The sequence below is a fragment of the Deinococcus maricopensis DSM 21211 genome (genome assembly GCF_000186385.1).
GTDB lineage: Bacteria > Deinococcota > Deinococci > Deinococcales > Deinococcaceae > Deinococcus_B > Deinococcus_B maricopensis.
In genome coordinates this window covers 3478734-3498530 of record NC_014958.1, presented here as the reverse complement: position 1 = coordinate 3498530, position 19797 = coordinate 3478734, and the positions used below count along the sequence as shown (strand labels likewise).

Here is a 19797-nt window from a genome sequence, read left to right as displayed (position 1 = left end):
TATGGGTACGGGTGTGGCGCAGACAACTTGGAACGTGCTGGTGATCGGCGGTGGGCACGCGGGCATCGAGGCGGCGTGGGCCGCGGCGAAGTATGCCCGCACGGCGCTGATGATCAGCAACCCGGCCACGCTGGGCCGCATGCCGTGCAACCCGGCGGTGGGTGGACCCGGCAAGAGCCAGATCGTCTTTGAACTGACCGCCATGGGGGGCCTGATGGGCCGCCTGGCGGACGAGACGGCAATCCACACCCGCGTCCTGAATGCCAGCAAGGGCCCGGCCGTGCAGTCCCTGCGCGTGCAGAACGAGCGGGACGCGTACGCGGAGCGTGCGCAGGACGTGATGCTGGGCCACCCGAACGTCGACATTCTGCGCGCCGAGGCGGCGGACCTGGAAAGTGACGGGCGCGGCGGCTGGTTCGTGGTGAGCACCGACGGGCGACGCTTTCACGCGCGCAGCGTCGTAATTGCAGCAGGCACGTTTATGCGGGGCGTCACGTGGTACGGGCGGCAGTCCCGGCCTGAGGGCCGGCAGGGGGAACCGCCTGCGCGGTTCCTGAGCGCGCCGCTCGCGCGGGGTGGGCACGCCTTGAAGCGGTACAAGACGGGCACGCCGCCGCGCGTTCGCGCGGACGCGGTGGACTTCGAGGCGCTGGAGGTCATTCCGGCGGACCCGCAGCCGCGGGGGTTCACGGGCCGACCGGGTCCGCGCGCAGCGCAGTCGCCGACGTGGCAGACGCACACGACGCCCGAGACGCACCGGCTGATCAACGAGAACCTGCATGAATCACCGATGTATGCGGGCGACATTGAGGGGCTGGGGCCGCGGTACTGCCCGAGTATCGAGGACAAGGTGGTGCGGTTCGCGCACCATGACCGTCACCTGCTGTTCGTGGAGCCTGACGGCGTGGAGACAAGCGAGGTCTACCTGCAGGGCTTCTCGAGCAGCCTGCCGCCGGCGTTGCAGGACCAGCTGGTGCGGACCCTGCCGGGGTTTGAACGGGCGGTGATCCAGCGTTACGCGTACGCCGTGGAGTACGACGTGGTCGACAGCACCGAGTTGACCCTGAACCTGGAGTCCCGGAGGCTAGCGGGGGTGTATACGGCGGGGCAGATCAACGGGACCAGCGGCTATGAGGAAGCGGCCGCTCAAGGGCTGGTTGCGGGAGCGGCCGCGGCGCGCCGGGCGCTGGGCCTGGGAGAGGAAATTGTTTCACGTGAAACAGGCTATATCGGCGTGATGCTCGATGACCTGAGCTTCAAGGGCAGCGACGAGCCGTACCGTATGATGACCAGCCGGGTGGAGCACCGCCTGCTGGTGCGTCAGGACAACGCCGACGAGCGCATGACGCCGTTGGCTCACGCTCTGGGGCTGGTGGACGCCGAGGAACGCGCACGCGTGCAGACCAAGTACGGGCGGATCGCTGAAGCAGAAGCGCAGCTGGCGGCCCAGCGGGTGAACGGTACGGACGGCACGGCGTACCTGCGCCGTCCGGAGTTCGGCCTCTCCGATCTGGACGCCCTGGGGTTCACGCTGCCGCTGCTGAGTGCGGAAGAGCGCGAGGCGCTCGAAATCCGCGTGAAGTACGCCGGCTACATTGACCGCGCGCGGCGCCAGCTCGCTTCCGAGGCGAAAGCCCGCGATCTCGCGCTGACCGGCGTGGATTACGCGCGGGTCCCCTCGCTGTCGCAGGAAGCCCGCGAGAAGCTCACGCGCGCTCAGCCGCTCACGCTGGATCAGGCCAGCCGCGTGCCGGGCGTGCGCCACTCCGACATCACTTCGCTGCTGGTGCATCTGCGTCAGCAGGGCGCTTCTCGTGAGGCGAGAACAACCCGTGAATAACCCCAGTTACGAAGCGCTGGTTCGCCAGTACGCCCCCGCCCTCGACCTGTTCGGTCCCGCCGTGCTGCGCGACTGGGCGCGGCACGAAGCGACCGCCATGAAGTACGCCGCCCGCCTGCCCGCTGGCGCCCACCTGCTCGACGTGGGCAGCGGCGGTGGCCTGCCTGGCATCGTCATCGCGCGCGAACGCCCGGACGTGCACGTGACGCTGTGCGAGCGCCGGGAGCGCCGCGCCACGTTCCTGAAGCTCGCCGTCGCGCGGCTCGGCCTCACGAACGCGGACGTCTTCGCCGGCGACGTGCGTGACTGGCGCGGGCAGACGAACTGGGTGAGTGCGCAGGCCGTTGCGGACGTCGACGACCTGATCGGGCTGTTGCAGGGCGTGACCACTGACACGTGGACCTTACTCACCCGCCGGGCACGTGCGTGGTATCCTCCGGCTCATCGGATGGGTTACACCATCACGGCCGCCCGTGAAGCGCTCGACGACGCGCACGACCTCGTCGAGCTGCACCTGACACGCACGGGCAACGGAGACCCCAACGCGTGAAGATCCTCGGCATCGTCAACCAGAAAGGCGGGGTGGGGAAAACCACCACCGCCGTCAACCTCGCCGCGTACCTCGCCGCCGACGGTCAGCGCGTGCTGCTCGTCGACATGGACGCCCAGGGCAACGCCACCAGCGGTCTCGGCGTCGAACCGCAGGCGGGCGGCGTCTACGAGGCGCTCGCCGAGCCGCAACGCGCCGCTGAACTCATCCACGACACCGAACAGGACGGCCTTTCGGTGCTGCCAGCCACCCCGGACCTCGCGGGCGCCGGCGTGGAGCTTGTGGACGAACCGTACGCGCTGCGGGACCTGCTGCGCCGCCTCGCTGACTACGACGTCATCGTGATCGACGCGCCCCCCAGCCTCGGGCCGCTCACCGTGAACGTCTTCGCGGCGGCCGACGCCCTGATCATCCCCCTGCAGGCCGAGTACTACGCCCTGGAAGGCATCGCGAGCCTCACCGAGACGGTCGAGCGCGTCCGCGAGAGCCTCAACCCGGACCTGAAGACGCTCGGCATTGTCGTGACCATGTTCGACGCGCGCCTGAACCTCAGCCAGGAGGTGGAGGCGCAGGCCCGCGCGCACTTCGGCGAGCAGGTGTTCATGACGGTCGTGCCCCGCAACGTGCGCCTCAGCGAGGCGCCCAGCTTCGGGCGCGCCATCAACAGTTTCGCGCCGCTGTCGAGCGGGGCCGCCGCGTACAAACGCCTCGCGGAGGAGGTGAGCGAACGTGTCCAAGCGCTCTAGTCTGGGCCGCGGGCTCGACGCGCTCCTCGCCCGCAAGGACGTCGCTGTGAGCGGCGCCGCCCCGCAGACCCTCAAGCTCAGCCAGATCGTGCAGGCCGGGTACCAGCCGCGCCAGGTGTTCGACCCGGAAGCGCTCGCGGAACTCGCGCAGAGCATCCGCGACAAGGGCGTGCTGCAACCCCTGCTGGTCCGCCCGAAGGGTGACGCGTTCGAGATCGTCGCCGGGGAGCGCCGTTGGCGCGCCGCGGGCCTCGCCGGCCTCAGTGAGGTGCCGGTCGTCATCCGCGACCTCGGTGACCGCGAGGCGCTCGAAATCGCCATCATCGAGAACCTGCAGCGTGAGGACCTCGGCCCGCTCGAGGAGGCCCGCGCGTACCAGGCCCTGATGGACCAGGGCCTCAACCAGGAGGGCGTCGCGCAGGCCGTCGGAAAGGGGCGCAGCACCATCGCGAACGCGCTGCGCCTGCTGACCCTCAGCGACGCCGCGCAGCGCGCCCTGGAGCACGGCGAGATCAGCGCCGGGCACGCCCGCGCGATCCTCGCGCAGCCCGAGCAGGACCGCGCGTGGGCACTGGAGCAGATCATGACGCGCGGCCTGAACGTCCGCGAGGCCGAAGCGCTCCGCCGTGACCGCGCTGACGCCACGCCCGCCCGCACGCCCAGCAAGGTCGAAGGCCCGCGCCCGTGGCGGGAATGGGAGCTGAACCTGTCGCGCAGCATCGGCACGCGCGTGCGCATCACCGGCGAGGACAAAGGCAAGATCGAACTGAGCTACGCCAGTCAGGAGGAACTCAGTCGCCTGCTCGCCCTGCTCGGCCCGCAGGACGAAGCGTAACGCCCCGGCGCTGCCCGAGCAGGCCCGCCCCGTTGTGAGGGCGGGCCTGCTCGCTGTTCAGCGTTTCGCGCCGACGAGGAAGATGTTCGGCCACGGACGGTACACGCTGCGCAGCGTGTCCGACCTGAAGACCTTGCCGTCGCGCAGGAAGTTGCGCGTCACCTCGATGGTCGCGCCGGGCGCTGCCCAGTCCACCTGACGGCGCTGCCCGGCGGGCACCGACGCATCCGGAATCAGGCGGTCAGCGGGAGCGGGCGTGCTGCTGAGCGTGCGGGGCTTCTCGACCTGCACGGTGAAGTCGCGCGGTTTGCCGAACACACTCACGCGCAGGTTCGCGGCCTTGTCATCCCATTCCGTCTGGAACCACAGCGCGCCGCCCGTGTCGTTCGTGAAGCGCAGGTCCTGACTGGGCTGGTAGATGGTCGCGTCGAGGCCCTGCGGGTCGTAGTAGTGCACCTGATAACTGTGGTTGCGGCGCTCCACGACCGGCAGGCCGGCGTTGTACAGCGCGCGGAACACCGTGCTGCTCACCTGGCAGATGCCGCCGCCCACGCCGTTCGCAGTGCGCTCCCCGCTGATGACCAGGCCCGTCACGAAGCCGGTGCTGGTCTCGATGGGGCCGACCATGCGGTTGAAGGACACCTCCTTGCCGCTCAGCAGGACGTCCTGAAAGTGGCTGGCGCCCACGTGAATGTTCGTGACGCGCGCCGCGCTGGACCCGTAGTAGTTCGTCTCGCCGTCCGCGAGGTGTGCCGTGATGCCCTGCTTCAGGAAGAAGTCCAGCGTGCGTTTCGGCATGATCGTCTGGAACACCACGCGCGCGCGTTTCGCGCTGGGGTCCTTCAGGGCCGCGAGGACGTTCGCGCGCGTCGCCTCGACGTCCACGGTGTACCCGTTGCGCTGCACGAGCGCCCACCCTTCCGCGAACTCCTCGAAGTGCGCGTCGGTGGCTTTCGCGGGAATGCGCGCGAAGAACTTGCGCAGGTCATCGTCGAGGCTCTGCGTGATGGTGCCGCGCGCGCGCAGCGCCGCGGTGCGCGTGGCGTCCAGGTCGAAGGTGAGGTTGAAGTTCGGGTACTTCTTCACGCCGTCCACGGCGAGCGGCAGCGGCGCGTCCAGTGTGACCTGCAGGCCCACGCTGGCGGGCGCGAGGCCCCCCTTGGGCTTTGGCGTGGCGGGCTGCACCGGTTTGGGCGCCACCGGCGCCGGCGTGGCCGGGGCTGGCTCTGCAGGGGGCGGCGTGACCGGGTCCGGGACTGGCTGCGGCGAGACGGGAGGTGCGGGGGCGACCGGGGGCGTCGCGGGCACCGGAGCGGGCGCGGGCGGGACGGTGTCCTGAGCGCGCGCGACGGTGCCGAGCAGCAACGCCGCGCCCAGCAGGGCGGGGAGGACGGAGCGATTCACGTCCGCAGTATCCCACGCGCACGTGAACACGCTTCTGACAGGCGCATGAACGACCACCCGTCAGAACGGCCGTGGAGGCGACGGCCGACCGTCGCCTCCACGGCCGTTCAGGGTCACTCGACGATGGTGGGAATCAGGACGGGGTTGCGGCCCGTCGTCTTGCGCACGAAGCGGCGCACGGCGCCGTACAGGTCGTCGCGGACGTCCTCCATGCGGCGCTTCTCGCGCAGGCCCGTCTCGACCGCTTCGAGCGCCACGCGGCGGATCTGCGCCTCGAGGTCCCGGTTGGTCTTCACGAAGCCGCGCGACACGACCTCCACGTGCGGCGTGGGGTGCAGCACCGCCGTGAGCAGCAGGACGCCCTCCTGGCTCATGCCCATGCGTTCCAGGATGATGTCGTCGTTGATGTCGCCGACGCCCAGGCCGTCCACGTACACGCCGCCCGCCGGGACCGTGCCGGTCACGCGGAAGTCGTCCGGGGTGAGCTTCACGATGTCGCCGTTCTTGGCGATCAGGGTGCGGCGCGGCGGGTGCGGCAGCGACTGCGCGAATTTCGCGTGGTTGATCTGGTGGCGCGGCTCGCCGTGCCACGGCAGGAAGAACTTCGGCCGCGCGAGGTTCAGGATGGTCGCCAGCTCGTCCTGACTGGCGTGCCCGGACGCGTGCACCTTGTACGTGGGCGGGTAGTACACGTCCACGCCCAGCTCGTACAGGCGGTTGATCACGAGGTTCACGGCCTCCTCGTTCCCGGGAATGGGGTTGCTGCTGAGGATCACGCTGTCGCCGCGTTTCAGGGCGAGTTTCGCGTGCGTACCGAACGCGAGGCGAGACAGCACGCTCATCGGCTGACCCTGCGAGCCGGTGCAGACGAACAGCGCTTGGCTGTCCTGCAGGTCCGCCATCTCCTCGGCGGTGATGAGCGGGTCCTTGAACTCGAGGTGCCCGACCGCCTGCGCGACCTGCGCGTACTTCAGCATGCTGCGGCCTTCCATGGCGACGCGGCGGCCGTTGCGTTCCGCGAGCGTCACGATGTTCTGGATGCGGTGCACGTTCGACGCGAACGTCGTGATGAACACGCGGCCGCGCGCGTCCTTCACGATCGCCTCGATGTTGCGGGCCACGTCGGACTCGCTGGCGGTCGTGCCGGGACGTTCCGCGTTGGTGCTGTCGCTGATGAGCAGCAGCGTGCCGTCCTGCCCGGCCTGCGCGACCTTGCTGAGGTCGCTGGTGCGTCCGTCGGCAGGGTGCGCGTCGAGCTTGAAGTCGCCGGTGTGCACGACGCGGCCCACCGGCGTGTGCAGCACGTAGCCCATGTTGTCCGGGATGCTGTGCGTGATGCGGAAGGTGTCCACCGTGAAGGCCCGGCCGACCTGAACGCGCTCACCAGGTTCGATTTCGCGCAGGTCCACGTCGCTGTCCTTGATGCCGAACTCGCTGAGCTTCTCGCGCAGCAGGCCCAGCGTGAGTTTCGCGCTGTAAATCGGAATGCGCGGCAGGCGCGGCAGGATGTACGGGAAGGAGCCGATGTGGTCCTCGTGCCCGTGCGTGATCACCCAGCCCTTGATGAGGCCCGCGTGCTGCTGCAGGTAGTCGATGCGCGGGATGATCAGGTCCACGCCCACCTGGTGACTGTCGGGGAAGGCGAGGCCCGCGTCGACCAGCAGGATCTCGTCGCCGTACCGGTACGCGAGAATGTTCTTGCCGATCTCGCCCATCCCGCCCAACGGGATGACTTCCAGGTGGCCCGGCTGGCCGCCTGCGTTGTGCTCGGTCATATGTTCTCCTTGTGCGCCGCGAGCCTCGGTGGGCGCGGCGGAACGTGCAATACGTGTGAAATCTGGAGCGCCCATGGAGCGCGGTGCGTCCAGCGTACCACAGCGCCCTTCCGGGGACCGTGACGGCACGTGAACACCACTGCGGTATCCTGAGCACTGTGAACGCACAAACCATCCTGGTGATCGAGGACGATCACGATATCGCCAACGTCCTGCGCATGGACCTCGCCGACGCGGGCTTCGAGGTCAAGCACGCCGACGCCGCCATGACCGGCCTGATCAAGGCGCGCGAGGACAACCCGGACCTGATCCTCCTCGACCTGGGCCTGCCGGACTTCGACGGCGGCGACGTCGTGCAGCGTCTGCGCAAGAACAGCACGGTGCCCGTCATCGTGCTCACCGCGCGCGACACCGTCGACGAGAAGGTCCGCCTGCTCAGCCTCGGCGCGGACGACTACGTCATCAAGCCGTTCCACCCGGACGAACTGCTCGCGCGCATCAAGGTGCAGCTGCGTCAGCGCGGCAGCGAAACCCTCACGCTCGGCGACCTGCAACTCGACCCGCAAAAACGCCTCGTGCTGTTCCAAGGCGAAGAGCTGCGCCTCAGCCCCAAGGAGTTCGACATTCTCGCGCTGCTGATGCGCCAGCCGGGCCGCGTGTACTCCCGCCAGGAAATCGGCCAGGAAATCTGGCAGGGCCGCCTGCCCGAAGGCAGCAATGTCGTGGACGTACACATGGCGAACCTCCGCGCGAAACTCCGCGACCTCGAAGGGTACGGGCTGCTGCGCACGGTGCGCGGTGTCGGCTACGCGCTGCGCGGCTGACCACCGCCCCTACCGCGACGGGCACCCCTCCGCTATCCTGGGGGGCGTGCCCGTCGCCTCGTTCACGTCCCGGACGGCCTCCTGCATGAGGAAGCCGCCCGGGACGCCTCGTGTGGTGCCCCCAGTCCCCCCCCTGATTGCTGAAGAGCGCCGCGCCGCGGCGGCCCCGGGCCTCCACCGCCCGACAGGAGACCCATGAACCACACGCCAATCGAAATCCTGCTGGTCGAGGACAACGAGCCTGACATCCTGCTCACGCAAGAAGCGTTCGAGGAAGCCCGCGTCGCCAACCACCTGCACGTCGCCCGCGACGGTGTCGAAGCGCTGGAGTTCCTGCGCCGCGAAGGCGAATTCGCCGGCAAACCCCGCCCGGACGTCATCCTGCTCGACATCAACATGCCCCGCAAGAACGGCCTCGAAGTGCTCGAGGAACTCAAGGGCGACCCCGACCTGCGCAGCATCCCGGTGGTGGTCCTCACGACCAGCCAGGCGGACGAGGACATCCTCCGCTCCTACCAGAGCCACGCCAGCAGCTACATCGTGAAACCCGTCGGGTTCGACAACTTCTACGACGCCATCCGCGCGTTCGAAGGCTACTGGCTGAGTTTCGTGCGCTTCCCCCCGCGGCACTGACTAGGCGTCCCCGCATGAGAAAGCCCCCGCTGCGCGCGGGGGCTACCGTCAGCCCGAACAGGGGCCGAATGCACGGTGACGCTCTCACCCTACGGTCCGGCCGGCCGCGCGGCATCCTCCGAACGGCGTACCCCCGGCGTACTCCACCCGCCTCCCGCACCTTCCGGGCCGGGCTGGGGCAGCTGCTGACCCCTCAGTCCGGGGCGCGGTCCCTTAATAGCGGGAGCGGATTGAGCGCGGGAAAGCGGCACGGCCCCTGTGGGTCGTACCCATCGAACATCGCGAAATGCAGGTGCGGCGGCGTGGTTTCCGCGTTGCCCGTCTGCCCCACGAAACCGAGCAGCGTCCCCACCTGCACGCGCGCGCCCTCCTTCAGGCCGGGCGCCACACGCTCCAGGTGCGCGTAGTAGTACCGGCGCCCGCCCGCGCCCAGCACGTACACCCAGCGGCCCCCCCGTTCACTGCTGCCCACGCGCCACACCAGGCCGTCCGTGGCGGACCGCACCGGCGTGCCCCGCCGCGCGAAGATGTCCTGCCCGGCGTGCACCAGGCCGTCTCCCCGGTCGGCACCCCAGGTGTCGCGCACCTCGCGGACGCGCACGCCGTCGACGGGCATGCGCAGCACCCGGTCCGGCGTGCCCGGCAACGTCCGCGCGAGCGACGGCAGCGCGCGGATGCTCGCGTCCCACGCGGCCTCCACCGCCGGAGGGTCACGGGGTTCCGGCTGACACAGCGGCGCTCCGAACGCCGAACCAAACAGCACCACCAGGCAGGCCAAACGCATGCTGCAGCGTAAACGACGGCGCCCACGCGGAAATGTACGCAAGAAGGCAGGCGCCTAAGCATAGGCGCCTGCCTTCTTGCGGAAACGTTACTTCTTGCGGGGACGGCCGGGCTTCTTGTCGCCTTTCGCGCGGCTCTTGCCGAGCGTCTGGCCTTTACTGAAGCTGGCTTCCATCTTCTTGCGGGTTTCTTCCGCGAGCGCCTTGAAGTCCACGAGGCCCGCCGTGATGTTGTCAGCAGTGGGTTTCACGCGCGCGCCGCGACGGCCAGTGCTGAGTTCACGGTTGATGTTCTCGAACCACTCGTCGAAATCGGGCGTAACTTCAAACAGCATGTCCTTCACGTCTTTCGTGCGGACCTCATCACTGCCGCGCACGCTGAACTGTTTCGGGAGCGTGAAGCGTTCGGGCAGGAACGCCGCATCAATGTCACCTTCACGCACCGCGTCACGGAACGCTTTGACGAACGTGTCGCTGCGTTGTGGGTTGGTGAGTTTTTCAATCTGCTCACTGAGTTTACGGTATGCCATGGCAACCTCCGCATGAAGTATGGCGGTCCGGTGATCAGGACACAAGCCTTCGCGCGGATTTCCAACCGTCCATCGTGCCCTCATACGAGGCCATACATGCAGCAGGAGCGACCCATAAATGGTTTCTGGGGCTGGTTTCGATTCAGAGTGGGTGAACATGCATCATAAATGCCTGTACGGTGGCAGCCACCGGTCCGGAGATGCTTATCCCGACGCCTGTTTTTAAACGCTTAACATCAGGCGATTTCCAGCCCTGCGCTTTTCAATGTTGTGCCAGGACACCGGAGCCGCACGTATAAGGGCGCGGCACCACTGATCAAGTACGGTCAAAGCAGACGCCCTCCCCTCTTTAGAGGGAAGGGCGTCTGCTTCGGGAATCCTGGCGCGCCCTGCAGGACTCGAACCTGCGACCAGCCGCTTAGAAGGCGGCTGCTCTATCCAGCTGAGCTAAGGGCGCCCGAAGAAGAAACGGCCCCGGAGGGCCGTTTTGGAGCGGGATACCGGGTTCGAACCGGTGCCAGAAGCTTGGAAGGCTGCTGTGCTACCACTACACCAATCCCGCGCGTCGAGAGCTGTTGGTCGAGGCGACTGGATTCGAACCAGCGACCCCTTGGTCCCAAACCAAGTGCGCTACCGGCCTGCGCTACGCCTCGGCAGTCTCGCGCGCACAAATCATAGCGCAACCGGACGGCGGTTGCACGTTCATTCCGGCTGAAGGCAGCCCGGGGCGCGCACGTGCGCGCCCCGGGCGTTGCTGGTCACTTCTCGCGGATGCTCCAGCGGCGCGCGCGCACCGCGGCCATCAGGTGCTCCATCACGGGGTCGACGTCGGCGTCCGTCAGGGTCCGTTCGCCCTGGAAGTTCAGGCGCACCGCGACCGAGCGGGTACCTTCGGGGATGCTCTCGCCCTCGTACACGTCGAACGGCGCGAGGTCGCGCAGGAGAGGCCCGCCTTCTGCGCGCAGGACGTCCGCCACTTCCGCGTAGCTGACGTCACGCGGGGCGATCACGGCGAGGTCGCGCCACGCGACCGGCGCGCGGCTCGGGTCGCGGAACGCCCACGCGCGGCCAGCGAGGGGCAGCGTGAGCTCCATCAGGAACGTGTCACCCTTCAGCCCGAACGCCGCCGCGACCTCGGGGTGGAGCGCGCCGATCCACCCGGCGGCCGCACCGTTCCACCGCACGCGCCCGGCAATGCCCGGGTGCAGCGCGCCGGGAACGGCGTCGCCGCGCAGCTGCTCCACCTGCAGGTCCGCGCCGAGCGTGCCCGCGAAGGCTTCCACGAGGCCCTTGAAGACGCTGAAGCCGCCCGCGACGCCCGGCTGCCAGTTGCGGGGCGCGAGCGGCCCGCGCATGAGCAGCCCGAGGCGTTCGCCCTCGCCACTCGCGGGGAACACGTGCCCGAGTTCGAACAGCAGCTGCCGGGGGGCCTTGCTGTTGGCGCCCGCGGTGCGCAGCAGGCTGGGGTACAGCGCGGTGCGTAGGCCCGTGCGGTCGGCGGTGAGGGGGTTGCGAAGGCGGACATTCGGGCGTTCGGTGCGCGCCGCTTCGGCTTCCGCGTCGTTCGTGAAGGTGTACGTCACGACTTCCTGGAAGCCGAGGCCCGCGAGGGTGCCTTTGAGGGTGCGGCGCGCGCGGCTCTCGTCGTCCGCGCCGAGGTTGTCCGGGTGGACCTGCACGGTCGGGAGCGTTTCGGGGAGGTTGCGGTAGCCGTGCAGGCGCGCGATCTCCTCGATGAGGTCCTCGGGGATCAGCATGTCCACGCGCCAGGTGGGGGGCGTGACGGTGAGGGTGTCGCCGTTCGCGTGCACGGCGCAGCCGAGGCGGGTGAGGAACGCGGCCATCTCGGCGGTGGGGACGTTCATGCCGAGCAGCGCGCGGGCGTGGTCTCCGGTGAGGGTGAGGTCGCGCGGCGCGTCCGGCTGGCCCGCCACGGTCGCGCCGGGGTGGACGGTGCCGCCCGCCTCGCCGAGCAGGCCGACGATGCGGTTCGCGGCGCGCAGCGGCAGGGCGGGGTCCACGCCTCGCTCGTAGCGGTACACGGCGTCCGTCTTGAGGCCCAGGCGGGTGCTGGTGCGGCGCAGCATGACCGGGTCGAAGTGCGCACTCTCGACGACGATGTTGGTGGTGTCGGCGCGGACGCGGCCACGGTGGCCGCCCATGATGCCGGCGATGCCGATGACGTTGCGGCCGTCCTCCGGTGCATCCATGCCGGCGAGGGCCGCGCCGGGGGAGAGGATAGGGTACGCGTCGCCGTTGCGGATCAGGAGGTCCTCGCGGTGAACGAGGTGCTCGGCGCCCATCAGGTCCGCTACGCGTTCGCCCTGCCCGAGGCCGAGGCCCACGTGAATCTGGTCGTTCGTGACGTCGCGGCGGTCGTACAGCGCGGTGGGTTGCCCGAGTTCCAGCATCACGTAGTTGCTGGTGTCCACGATCAGGTCGATGGTGCGCAGGCCCGCGAGGGTCAGGCGGCGCTGCATCCACAGGGGGCTGGGGCCGTTGCGCAGGCCCGAAACGGTGCGCGCCACGAACGCGTCGCACGCGGCGCGCGGTTTGCGTTCCGGGTCGTTCTCGATGACCACGCGGTCACGGGGCAGCGTGACCGTAATCTCGCCGTCGCCGTGCGCTTCGGGCCCGGCGGGCGGGTCGCGCAGTTCCAGTTCGAGCGCGGCGGCGAGGTCGCGGGCGAGACCGAGGGCGCTCAGCACGTCCGCGCGGTTCGGGGTGACTTCCACGTCCAGTACCTCGTCGGCGGCCCACACGTCGCGCATGGGCGTCCCGGCGGGGGCGGTCCCGGCGGGGAACAGCAGCAGGCCGGCGCTGGCCTCGCCGATGCCGAGTTCCTTCGCGCTCGCGCACATGCCCCACGACTCCACGCCCTGCAGGGTGCGCACGCCGTACTCCACGTCGCCGAGGCGGCTGCCGGGTGTGACGAGCGCGACCATGGTGCCCGCCGGGAGGCCCACGGCGTTCGGCGCGCCGGACGCGATGGTCCGCTCACCGTGCGCGCCGACGTCCAGCGTCAGTTGCGTGAGCTGCGTGCCCTCGATGGCCTCCGCACGGGTGACGGTCGCGAGCAGCACGCCTTCGGGCGGCGCGGGCACGGCCTCCACGCCCTCCAGGGGCAGGCCGAGGTTCGCGAGGATCGGTTCGAGGTCGTGCGCCGAGGGCAGGGCGGGCACGAGCTCTTTGAGCCAGGAGTACGGGAGTTTCACAGGGCCTCCTGCGCGGCGTCCGCGTTGGGGGTGCTGGGGGGCGGTACGGGCGCGCGGTTCTCGAGGTCGCCGCGGAACTGCCCGAGGATCTGCAGGTCGTTCGCGTAGAAGTACCGGATGTCCGGAATGCCGTACTTCAGCATCGCGATGCGTTCCGGGCCGAGGCCGAACGCGAAGCCGGTCTTGCCCTCGTAGATGCGCTGCCTGCCCATCTGTTCGCGCAGGTCATCCACGGCCTTGAAGACGTTCGGGTGGACCATGCCGCACCCGCCGAGCTCCAGCCACTTGCTTTCGCCGCGCGGGTTCTCCCACCACACCGCGAAGTCCGCGCCGGGCTCCACGAACGGGTAGTAGCTGGGCTGGAAGCGCACCTTCGCGCGCGCGCCGAACAGCCCGCGCGCCATTTCCGCGATGGTGCCCTTCAGGTCCGCCATGCTGATGTGGTCGCCCACCACGAGCCCTTCGAGCTGGTGGAACATGCTTTCGTGCGTGGCGTCGGTGGCTTCGTAGCGGTACACCTTGCCGGGCACGACGATTTTCAGGGCGGGCGTGTGCTCCAGCATGTAGCGCACCTGCATAGGGCTGGTGTGCGTGCGCAGCAGGCGCCCGTCTTCCAGCCAGAAGGTGTCCCACAGGTCGCGCGCGGGGTGGTACCAGGGGATGTTGAGCGCGTCGAAGTTGTGCGTGTCGTCCTCGACCTCCTGCCCTTCCACGACGGCGTACCCGAGGCGCGTGAAGATGTCGGTGAGGTCGTCGAGAATGCGGGTGATGAGGTGCAGGCCGCCTGACGGGAGGGGCGTGCCGGGCAGCGTCACGTCGATGGCTTCGGAGGCGAGTTTCGCGTCGAGCGCGGCGCGCTTCAGGGTCGCCTCGCGCTCGGTGAGGGCCGCTTCGACGGCGGCGCGCACGGCGTTGATTTCCGCGCCGCGCGCCTTGCGTTCCTCGGGTGGGAGCTTGCCGAGCGTGCCGAGCTCGCGGGTGATCAGGCCGCTCTTCCCGACGTACTTGGTCTTCACGGCTTGCAGGGCGTCGAGGGTGGGGGCGTCCTGGATGGCCTGCAGGGCTTCTTGTTGCATGGGGTCTCCTTGCGGGTGGGTCAAAGAAACGCGCCCCCAGACGATGTGGGGGCGGGGTGATGGAACGCTGCGCGTCAGGCGAGCGTGGCCCCGCGCGGCGTAAACGGCGAACGTGCTTCGACCGTGGTCCTTTCCGAGCGGGGCGTCATGCCGTTCAGGGTAACGGGTGCGGGGGGGCGCCGCAAGTGCGCGTCTGCCAGGCCGGCGGGCGGCGCACACTGGGCGCATGTCTCCATGGTGGAAGTCGGCGATTCTGGGCGCGGTGGTGGGCACCTCGTACGGCCTGCTGATGTACCTGCTGCTGCGCGCGCAGGACGACGCGGTGGGCGTGATGCTGGCGTCGTACCTGTTCGGCGTGCCCCTGGTGCTGGGCCTGATCGTGAGTGCGTTCATGCCGCGCGCGGCGACGTTCGGGCAGGCGCTCGGCGCGGCGGCCGTCGCGGTCGCGGTGTTCATCTTCACGTCGCTGCTTACGTCGCTGGAGGGGCTGATCTGCGCGGCGTTCGCGTTCCCGGTGCTGTTCGTCATGGCGGTGCTGGGCGTGGCGATCGGCTGGGCGGTGCGCGGGTGGCGGCACCGCACGCCGATGGTGCTGCTGAGCCTGACCCTGCCGGCGCTGCTCGCCCCGCTGGAGCGCACGCAGCCCGTTCCGGATACGTACCTCGCGACGGCGGACAGCGTCGTGATTCACGCGCCTGCCAGCGCTGTATGGGCGCAGATCCGCAGCGTGCCACGTATCGAGGACGCAGAACTGCAGACGAGTTGGTCGCATGCCATCGGCCTGCCGCGCCCGCGCGAGGCGGTGCTTGACCGGGACGGCGTGGGGGGCGTGCGCGTGGCGACGTTCGACGGCGGGCTGTCGTTTACGGAGGAAGTGACGGCGTGGGTGCCGGCGCGGAGCCTGGCCTTCCGCATTCGGGCGCGCGACGACGGGAAGCTCGATCCGCACGTCCGGGTGGGCGGCCAGTTCTTCGACGTGCTGTCCGGGCAGTACGACGTGGAGGAAGTCGCGCCGGGCGTGACGGTGCTGCACCTCACCAGCACGCAGCGGGTGACGACGCACCTGGGCGGGTACACGCGGCTGGTGGTGCGCGCCACCATGCATGACCTGCAGCGCACGATCCTGCGCGTGATCCGGCGCCGCGCCGAAGGTCTCCTCTGAGAGCGTTTGCGTTTCCGGCCCGGTGACAGATTCGGGCGCGAGTCCGTGTGAGCCGCGTGTCCGCCCGTCTTGCAGCCGCCTTCGTGTGGGAAGCGTGAGGGGTCTGCGGTTGACGACCCCCTGACCCCCTGCCGATACTGTCGCGGAGTCAAAACCACATTTGACGCCCGCGGCGGCCCTCGCACGGCGCGCCCTGCTGGGCTGCACCGGCGCCGCCGCGGTTTCCTGGGGAGGGAACCACATGCGTACACACACCACCTTGCTGCTCGGCCTGTCACTCACCCTGGCCGCCTGCGGCCAGCCCACCACCACCGCGCAGGGCGCCGCGCTCCGCACCCTGGCCGCCGCGGGCGAACCCGTCATCAACGAGGTGTACTACGACGCGCCCAGCACCGACAGCGGCACCTTCATCGAGCTGCGCGGCCCGGCAGGGCTGAGCCTCAGCGGGTACACCCTCACGGCGTACGGCAGCACCGGCAACAGCTACGCCACCATCAACCTGAGCGGCACCATTCCCGCGAGCGGCTACTTCGTGGTCGCGCAGGACACCACCGTCACGAACCGCACCCTCGTGAACGCGAGCGTCGACCTGTACAACACCAGCAGCAGCGTGCGCCTCACGAAATCCGGCGCGCTCATCGACGCGGTCGCGTACGGCAACCCGAGCAGCAACCTCGGCGAGGGCAGCAGCGCCGGCGGCGTGAGCGCCGGTCAGGCACTCGCCCGCACCCCGGACGGGGCCGACTCGAACGCGAACAGCGTGGACTTCCGCGCGGCGACCCCCACGCCCGGCGCCAGCAACGGCGGCACCGGGGGCGGCACCACGCCCACCCCCAATCCCACCGGCAAGAAGGTCCTGTTCGACCTCACCAAGCACGAGGACGCGGGGAACAGCGACTGGCGCATCGACGGGGCGTACAGCGACTACGCCAATGCTCTGCGCGGCCTGGGGTACACCGTGGCGAGCCTCACGGGCAGCAGCATCACCAGCACGGCGCTGAGCGGCGCGAAAGTCCTCGTGATCGCCGAACCGCAGAATCCGTTCAGTGACAGCGAGCGCGCGGCCATTCAGGCGTTCGTGCAGGGCGGCGGCGGCCTGTTCATGATCAGCGACCACCGCAGCAGCGACCGCGACAACGACGGCTGGGACAGCCCGGAAGTCTTCAACGGCTGGGACGGCAGCACGCCCGCGAGCGTCAGCGCTGCCCTGCAGAAAAGCCTCGACAGCGACACGGTCTTCGGCCTGAAGCACAGCTTCGCGTCGAGCTTCAGCGACCCGGTGTACACGGCCACGCCCCTCACCAGCCACCCGATCCTGTCGGGCAGCACCGGCACGGCCGACGACGTGACCAGCGCCGGCGTGTACGTGGGCACCAGCATCGACGTGCTGAGCGGCACGGCGCTCATGGGGGCGAACGGCAAGACGTACCTCGCTGCGAACACGTACGGGTCGGGCCGCGTGGTCGCGTGGGGGGACAGCAGCGCCTTCGAGGACGACACACTCAGCGACGGCTCCATCGGGCAGCACACCAACTGGGGTAACCTGAGCAACGCGAACCTCGGCAAGAACGTGGTGCGCTGGCTCGCCGGCGACCTCTGACGCAGCGTCCGGCCGGGCGCCCCGAGCGGAGCGCCCGGTCACGGCGCGGCAATCCGCAGGCGGGACGGACACTGGCGAGGCCCCACCAGAAACGGAATGAGTTATACATGAGGAAGCAGTAAGTTCTGCGTAAAGGTCGCTGGGAGGCATATAGTGGGGGCATGCGCCGCAGCGCGACGCCGCCCCTCTCCTCGGGAATGCTGAGCGACTCCGGTCGCCAGCGCTCCAACAATCAGGACGCGGCCCTGAGCGTCGAACTGCCCCACGGTGGCCTGTACGCCGTCGCCGACGGCATGGGCGGCCACGCCGCCGGCGAGGTCGCCGCGAACGTCGCCCTGGAAACCCTCATCAACACCTACCAGAACGCCCGCGGTCAGGCCCCGGAACGCCTCGCCGAAGCCGTCCAGGCCGCCAACGAAGCCGTACTGCGCCGCGCCACCGGCGACCTCGCCGGCATGGGCACCACCCTCATCGCCGCCCTCATTGACCGCGGCGCAGCCCTGATCGCCCACGTCGGCGACTCCCGCGCGTACCTGCTGCGCCGCGACACCCTCCTGCGCCTCACCGACGACCACTCCTGGGTGGCCGAACAGGTCCGCCACGGCTACCTCACCGAAACCGAAGCGCGCGACCACCAGTGGCGCAACATCGTCAGCAACGCCCTCGGCGGCGAGGAACGCATCCGCCTGGAACTGTTCGGCGTGCCCCTGCAACGCGGCGACCGCCTGCTCCTGTGCACCGACGGCCTCAGCGGCGTCGCCGACGAGGACGACATCGCCCGCATCCTGAGCGCCGACCACCCCCCGCAGGTCACCGCCGGCCAACTCGTAGACCTCGCCAACGCCCGCGGCGGCCCCGACAACATCACCGTTCTGGTCGTCGACGTGCACCACCCCCGCGGCCTCCCGCACTACCCTCTGCCCGCCCGCCGCGACGAAGGGCCCCTCAGCGTCGACGTGTTCCTCACCGCGCGGCGCAGCGGCAGCCCCATCACCTACGCCGCGCTCGTCGCGCTGTACTTCACGCTGCTCGGCATGATCCTCTACCCGGAACGCCGGCTCGGCATCGCCCTGGGCGGCGCGGTGTTCCTGATCGCCCTGCTGATCACCGCCTGGGACACGCGGCGGCGCGGCGAACAGCGCACGCTCGGCCGCGCGCACCGCAACACCATCATCTCCGAGGAGGACGCATGAAAGACGCCATCCAGACCCCGCACGCCCCCGCCGCCATCGGCCCGTACAGCCAGGCCGTCATCGCCGGCGGTCTCGTGTACACCAGCGGCCAGATTCCCCTCACGCCCGACGGCATGCTCGTCGAGGGCGGCGTGGACGCCCAGGCCCGCCAGGTGTTCACCAACCTGCGCGCCGTCCTCGCCGCTGCCGGCACCGACTTCGCGCGCGTCGTGAAGGCCACCGTGTTCCTCGCGGACATGAACGACTTCCCGGTCGTGAACGCCGTGTACGCGGAGCACTTCGCGGAGCCCTACCCGGCGCGCAGCACCGTGCAGGTCGCCCGTCTGCCCCGCGACGTCCTCGTCGAAATCGAAGTGATCGCGGAACTCCACTGAGCACCGCGCCGCAGCGGGGGTCCCTGCATGGGGCCCCCGCCGCCCCCTTGAGCGGCCCCTGAGGCCCGGCCTGCCTGACCGGTCGGTCGGGCCTCAAGGGCCGAAAATGCCGTGCTGGAGGGACGTTCGACCGTCCACCGGGTGGTAGCCTAAACGCATGACGGTCCTCGACCAGACCACCCCGCGCGAGCTGCTGCTCAACCGCGTGCAAAAAGACATCCCCATCGTCGCGCGCCCCTACCAGGTGCTCGCGCAGGACGTCGGCCTCACCGAAGCCGAAGCGCTCGACATCCTCCGCGAAACCAAAGCCGCCGGCGTACTGCGCCAGGTGAGCGCCATCTTCGACACGCGCACCCTCGGGTACAAAAGCAGCCTCGTCGCCGCCGTATACGACGAGGACCACCTCGACGCCGGCGCCGAAATCGTCAATGAACACCCCGGCGTCAGCCACAACTACAAACGCAACCACGACTTCAACCTCTGGTACACCATCGCCGTGCCGTCCGAAAGCGACCTCGAAGCGCACGTCCAGAAACTCCACGAGCTCAGCGGCGCCCGCCTCACGCGCCTGATGCCCACCCTGCACCTCTTCAAGATCGGCGTGGAGTTCGACATGACCGGCAAGGAAGCGTGGAACGCCAAGAGCGCCCCGCAGTACACCAACGAGAACCGCAACATCGGCTACCAGGTGACCGACACCGACCGGCAGTTCGTGCTGGAGTTCCAGAAGGACCTCCCCCTCACCGAGGAGCCGTACGCCGAAGCGTGCGCGGCGCTCGGCATGACCATCGACGAACTCGCCGCGCACGCCGACCAGATGAAGGCCGCCGGCGCGCTCCGCCGCGTCAGCGCCGTGTTCAAGCACCAGAAGGCCGGCTTCACGTTCAACGCCATGGGCGTCTGGGCGGTGCCGGAAGCCGACGTCGCCGAGACGGGCCGCAAAATGGCGGAATTCAAGGCCGTGTCGCACTGCTACCTGCGCCCCACCTACCCCGAGTGGCCGTACACGATCTTCACCATGGTGCACGGCCGCAGCAAGGAAGAAGCGTTCGGGAAGATCCAGGCCATCGCGGACGAGGTCGCGCCCGGCGTGGACCACGCCATCCTGTACAGCACCAAGGAGTACAAGAAGGTGCGCCTGGAGTTCTACAAGCCCGAGTTCTACGCCTGGGCGCGCGAACAGCTCGGCACCGAAGCGTAACGCAGACCATGGTTCAGGGGACGGTGCGTCGGCACCGTCCCTTCGCGTTGCCGCGAA

General features: G+C 69.3%; 17 protein-coding genes and 3 tRNA genes. 11 read left to right on the top strand and 9 right to left on the bottom strand.

Translation table 11 applies throughout. The annotated features are described in order from the left end of the window. Position 1 precedes the first annotated feature (1 nt). From mnmG to DEIMA_RS16530, 4 genes are read left to right on the top strand one after another with little or no spacing between them, the layout of a single operon-like run. Positions 2–1840: a tRNA uridine-5-carboxymethylaminomethyl(34) synthesis enzyme MnmG gene (mnmG, locus tag DEIMA_RS16545; protein WP_013558431.1), complete on the top strand. Its 1839-nt coding sequence runs from the start codon at positions 2–4 to the stop codon at positions 1838–1840. Continuing rightward, entirely contained in the window at positions 1833–2390 is a 558-nt protein-coding gene (locus DEIMA_RS16540) for an RsmG family class I SAM-dependent methyltransferase (protein ID WP_013558430.1), read from the top strand. Before mnmG ends, DEIMA_RS16540 begins: the two co-directional genes overlap by 8 nt. Beyond that, positions 2387–3136: a ParA family protein gene (locus tag DEIMA_RS16535; RefSeq protein WP_013558429.1), complete on the top strand. Its 750-nt coding sequence runs from the start codon at positions 2387–2389 to the stop codon at positions 3134–3136. The genes DEIMA_RS16540 and DEIMA_RS16535 overlap by 4 nt, the downstream gene beginning before the upstream one ends. Further along, on the top strand, positions 3120–3971 hold the full coding sequence (locus tag DEIMA_RS16530) for a ParB/RepB/Spo0J family partition protein (protein ID WP_013558428.1): 852 nt from the start codon (positions 3120–3122) through the stop codon (positions 3969–3971). The genes DEIMA_RS16535 and DEIMA_RS16530 overlap by 17 nt, the downstream gene beginning before the upstream one ends. Positions 3972–4028: 57 nt before the next feature. On the opposite strand, the gene DEIMA_RS16525 is transcribed toward DEIMA_RS16530, so the two are convergent. Together DEIMA_RS16525 and DEIMA_RS16520 are read right to left on the bottom strand one after the other, a co-directional pair. Beyond that, the gene (locus DEIMA_RS16525; protein WP_148234993.1) at positions 4029–5375 is read right to left on the bottom strand and encodes a VanW family protein; all 1347 of its coding nucleotides are present in this window, start codon (positions 5373–5375) and stop codon (positions 4029–4031) included. 113 nt (positions 5376–5488) lie between these two features. Beyond that, a complete protein-coding gene (locus DEIMA_RS16520; RefSeq protein ID WP_013558426.1) occupies positions 5489–7150 on the bottom strand; it encodes a ribonuclease J in 1662 nt (553 codons plus the stop codon). A gap of 158 nt (positions 7151–7308) precedes the next feature. On the opposite strand from DEIMA_RS16520, the gene DEIMA_RS16515 reads away from it, so the two are divergent. Both DEIMA_RS16515 and DEIMA_RS16510 read left to right on the top strand, forming a co-directional pair. Further along, on the top strand, positions 7309–7974 hold the full coding sequence (locus tag DEIMA_RS16515) for a response regulator transcription factor (protein ID WP_013558425.1): 666 nt from the start codon (positions 7309–7311) through the stop codon (positions 7972–7974). Between the two features lie 195 nt (positions 7975–8169). Next, positions 8170–8607, top strand: coding sequence for a response regulator (locus DEIMA_RS16510; protein ID WP_013558424.1), 438 nt, complete (start codon positions 8170–8172; stop codon positions 8605–8607). 193 nt (positions 8608–8800) lie between these two features. On the opposite strand, the gene DEIMA_RS16505 is transcribed toward DEIMA_RS16510, so the two are convergent. The 7 genes from DEIMA_RS16505 to pheS all read right to left on the bottom strand — a co-directional run bounded on the left by DEIMA_RS16505 (position 8801) and on the right by pheS (position 14210). Further along, a complete protein-coding gene (locus tag DEIMA_RS16505; protein ID WP_013558423.1) occupies positions 8801–9391 on the bottom strand; it encodes a M23 family metallopeptidase in 591 nt (196 codons plus the stop codon). An 87-nt stretch (positions 9392–9478) separates the two neighbouring features. Beyond that, the gene (locus DEIMA_RS16500; protein ID WP_013558422.1) at positions 9479–9919 is read right to left on the bottom strand and encodes a hypothetical protein; all 441 of its coding nucleotides are present in this window, start codon (positions 9917–9919) and stop codon (positions 9479–9481) included. 380 nt (positions 9920–10299) lie between these two features. Continuing rightward, positions 10300–10376, bottom strand: a tRNA-Arg gene (locus tag DEIMA_RS16495). Between the two features lie 31 nt (positions 10377–10407). After that, positions 10408–10481 (bottom strand) — tRNA-Gly (locus DEIMA_RS16490). 14 nt (positions 10482–10495) lie between these two features. Continuing rightward, positions 10496–10572 (bottom strand) — tRNA-Pro (locus tag DEIMA_RS16485). Between the two features lie 105 nt (positions 10573–10677). Next, positions 10678–13134: a phenylalanine--tRNA ligase subunit beta gene (locus DEIMA_RS16480; RefSeq protein WP_013558421.1), complete on the bottom strand. Its 2457-nt coding sequence runs from the start codon at positions 13132–13134 to the stop codon at positions 10678–10680. Further along, positions 13131–14210, bottom strand: coding sequence for a phenylalanine--tRNA ligase subunit alpha (gene pheS / locus DEIMA_RS16475; RefSeq protein WP_013558420.1), 1080 nt, complete (start codon positions 14208–14210; stop codon positions 13131–13133). The genes DEIMA_RS16480 and pheS overlap by 4 nt, the downstream gene beginning before the upstream one ends. Positions 14211–14436: 226 nt before the next feature. Here pheS and DEIMA_RS16470 point away from each other — a divergent pair, with 226 nt between their 5' ends. The 5 genes from DEIMA_RS16470 (at position 14437) to ahbA (ending at position 19740) form a co-directional block, all read left to right on the top strand. Beyond that, positions 14437–15372 (top strand): SRPBCC family protein, encoded by a 936-nt coding sequence (locus DEIMA_RS16470; RefSeq protein WP_013558419.1) that lies wholly within the window; start codon positions 14437–14439, stop codon positions 15370–15372. A gap of 241 nt (positions 15373–15613) precedes the next feature. After that, positions 15614–16972: a lamin tail domain-containing protein gene (locus DEIMA_RS16465; protein ID WP_013558418.1), complete on the top strand. Its 1359-nt coding sequence runs from the start codon at positions 15614–15616 to the stop codon at positions 16970–16972. 161 nt (positions 16973–17133) lie between these two features. Continuing rightward, positions 17134–18165 (top strand): Stp1/IreP family PP2C-type Ser/Thr phosphatase, encoded by a 1032-nt coding sequence (locus DEIMA_RS16460; protein ID WP_013558417.1) that lies wholly within the window; start codon positions 17134–17136, stop codon positions 18163–18165. Next, the gene (locus DEIMA_RS16455; RefSeq protein WP_013558416.1) at positions 18162–18539 is read left to right on the top strand and encodes a RidA family protein; all 378 of its coding nucleotides are present in this window, start codon (positions 18162–18164) and stop codon (positions 18537–18539) included. Before DEIMA_RS16460 ends, DEIMA_RS16455 begins: the two co-directional genes overlap by 4 nt. A gap of 157 nt (positions 18540–18696) precedes the next feature. Further along, positions 18697–19740 carry a siroheme decarboxylase subunit alpha gene (gene ahbA / locus DEIMA_RS16450; RefSeq protein WP_013558415.1) on the top strand — a complete coding sequence of 348 codons (1044 nt, stop codon included), beginning with the start codon at positions 18697–18699 and terminating at the stop codon, positions 19738–19740. Positions 19741–19797 lie beyond the last annotated feature (57 nt).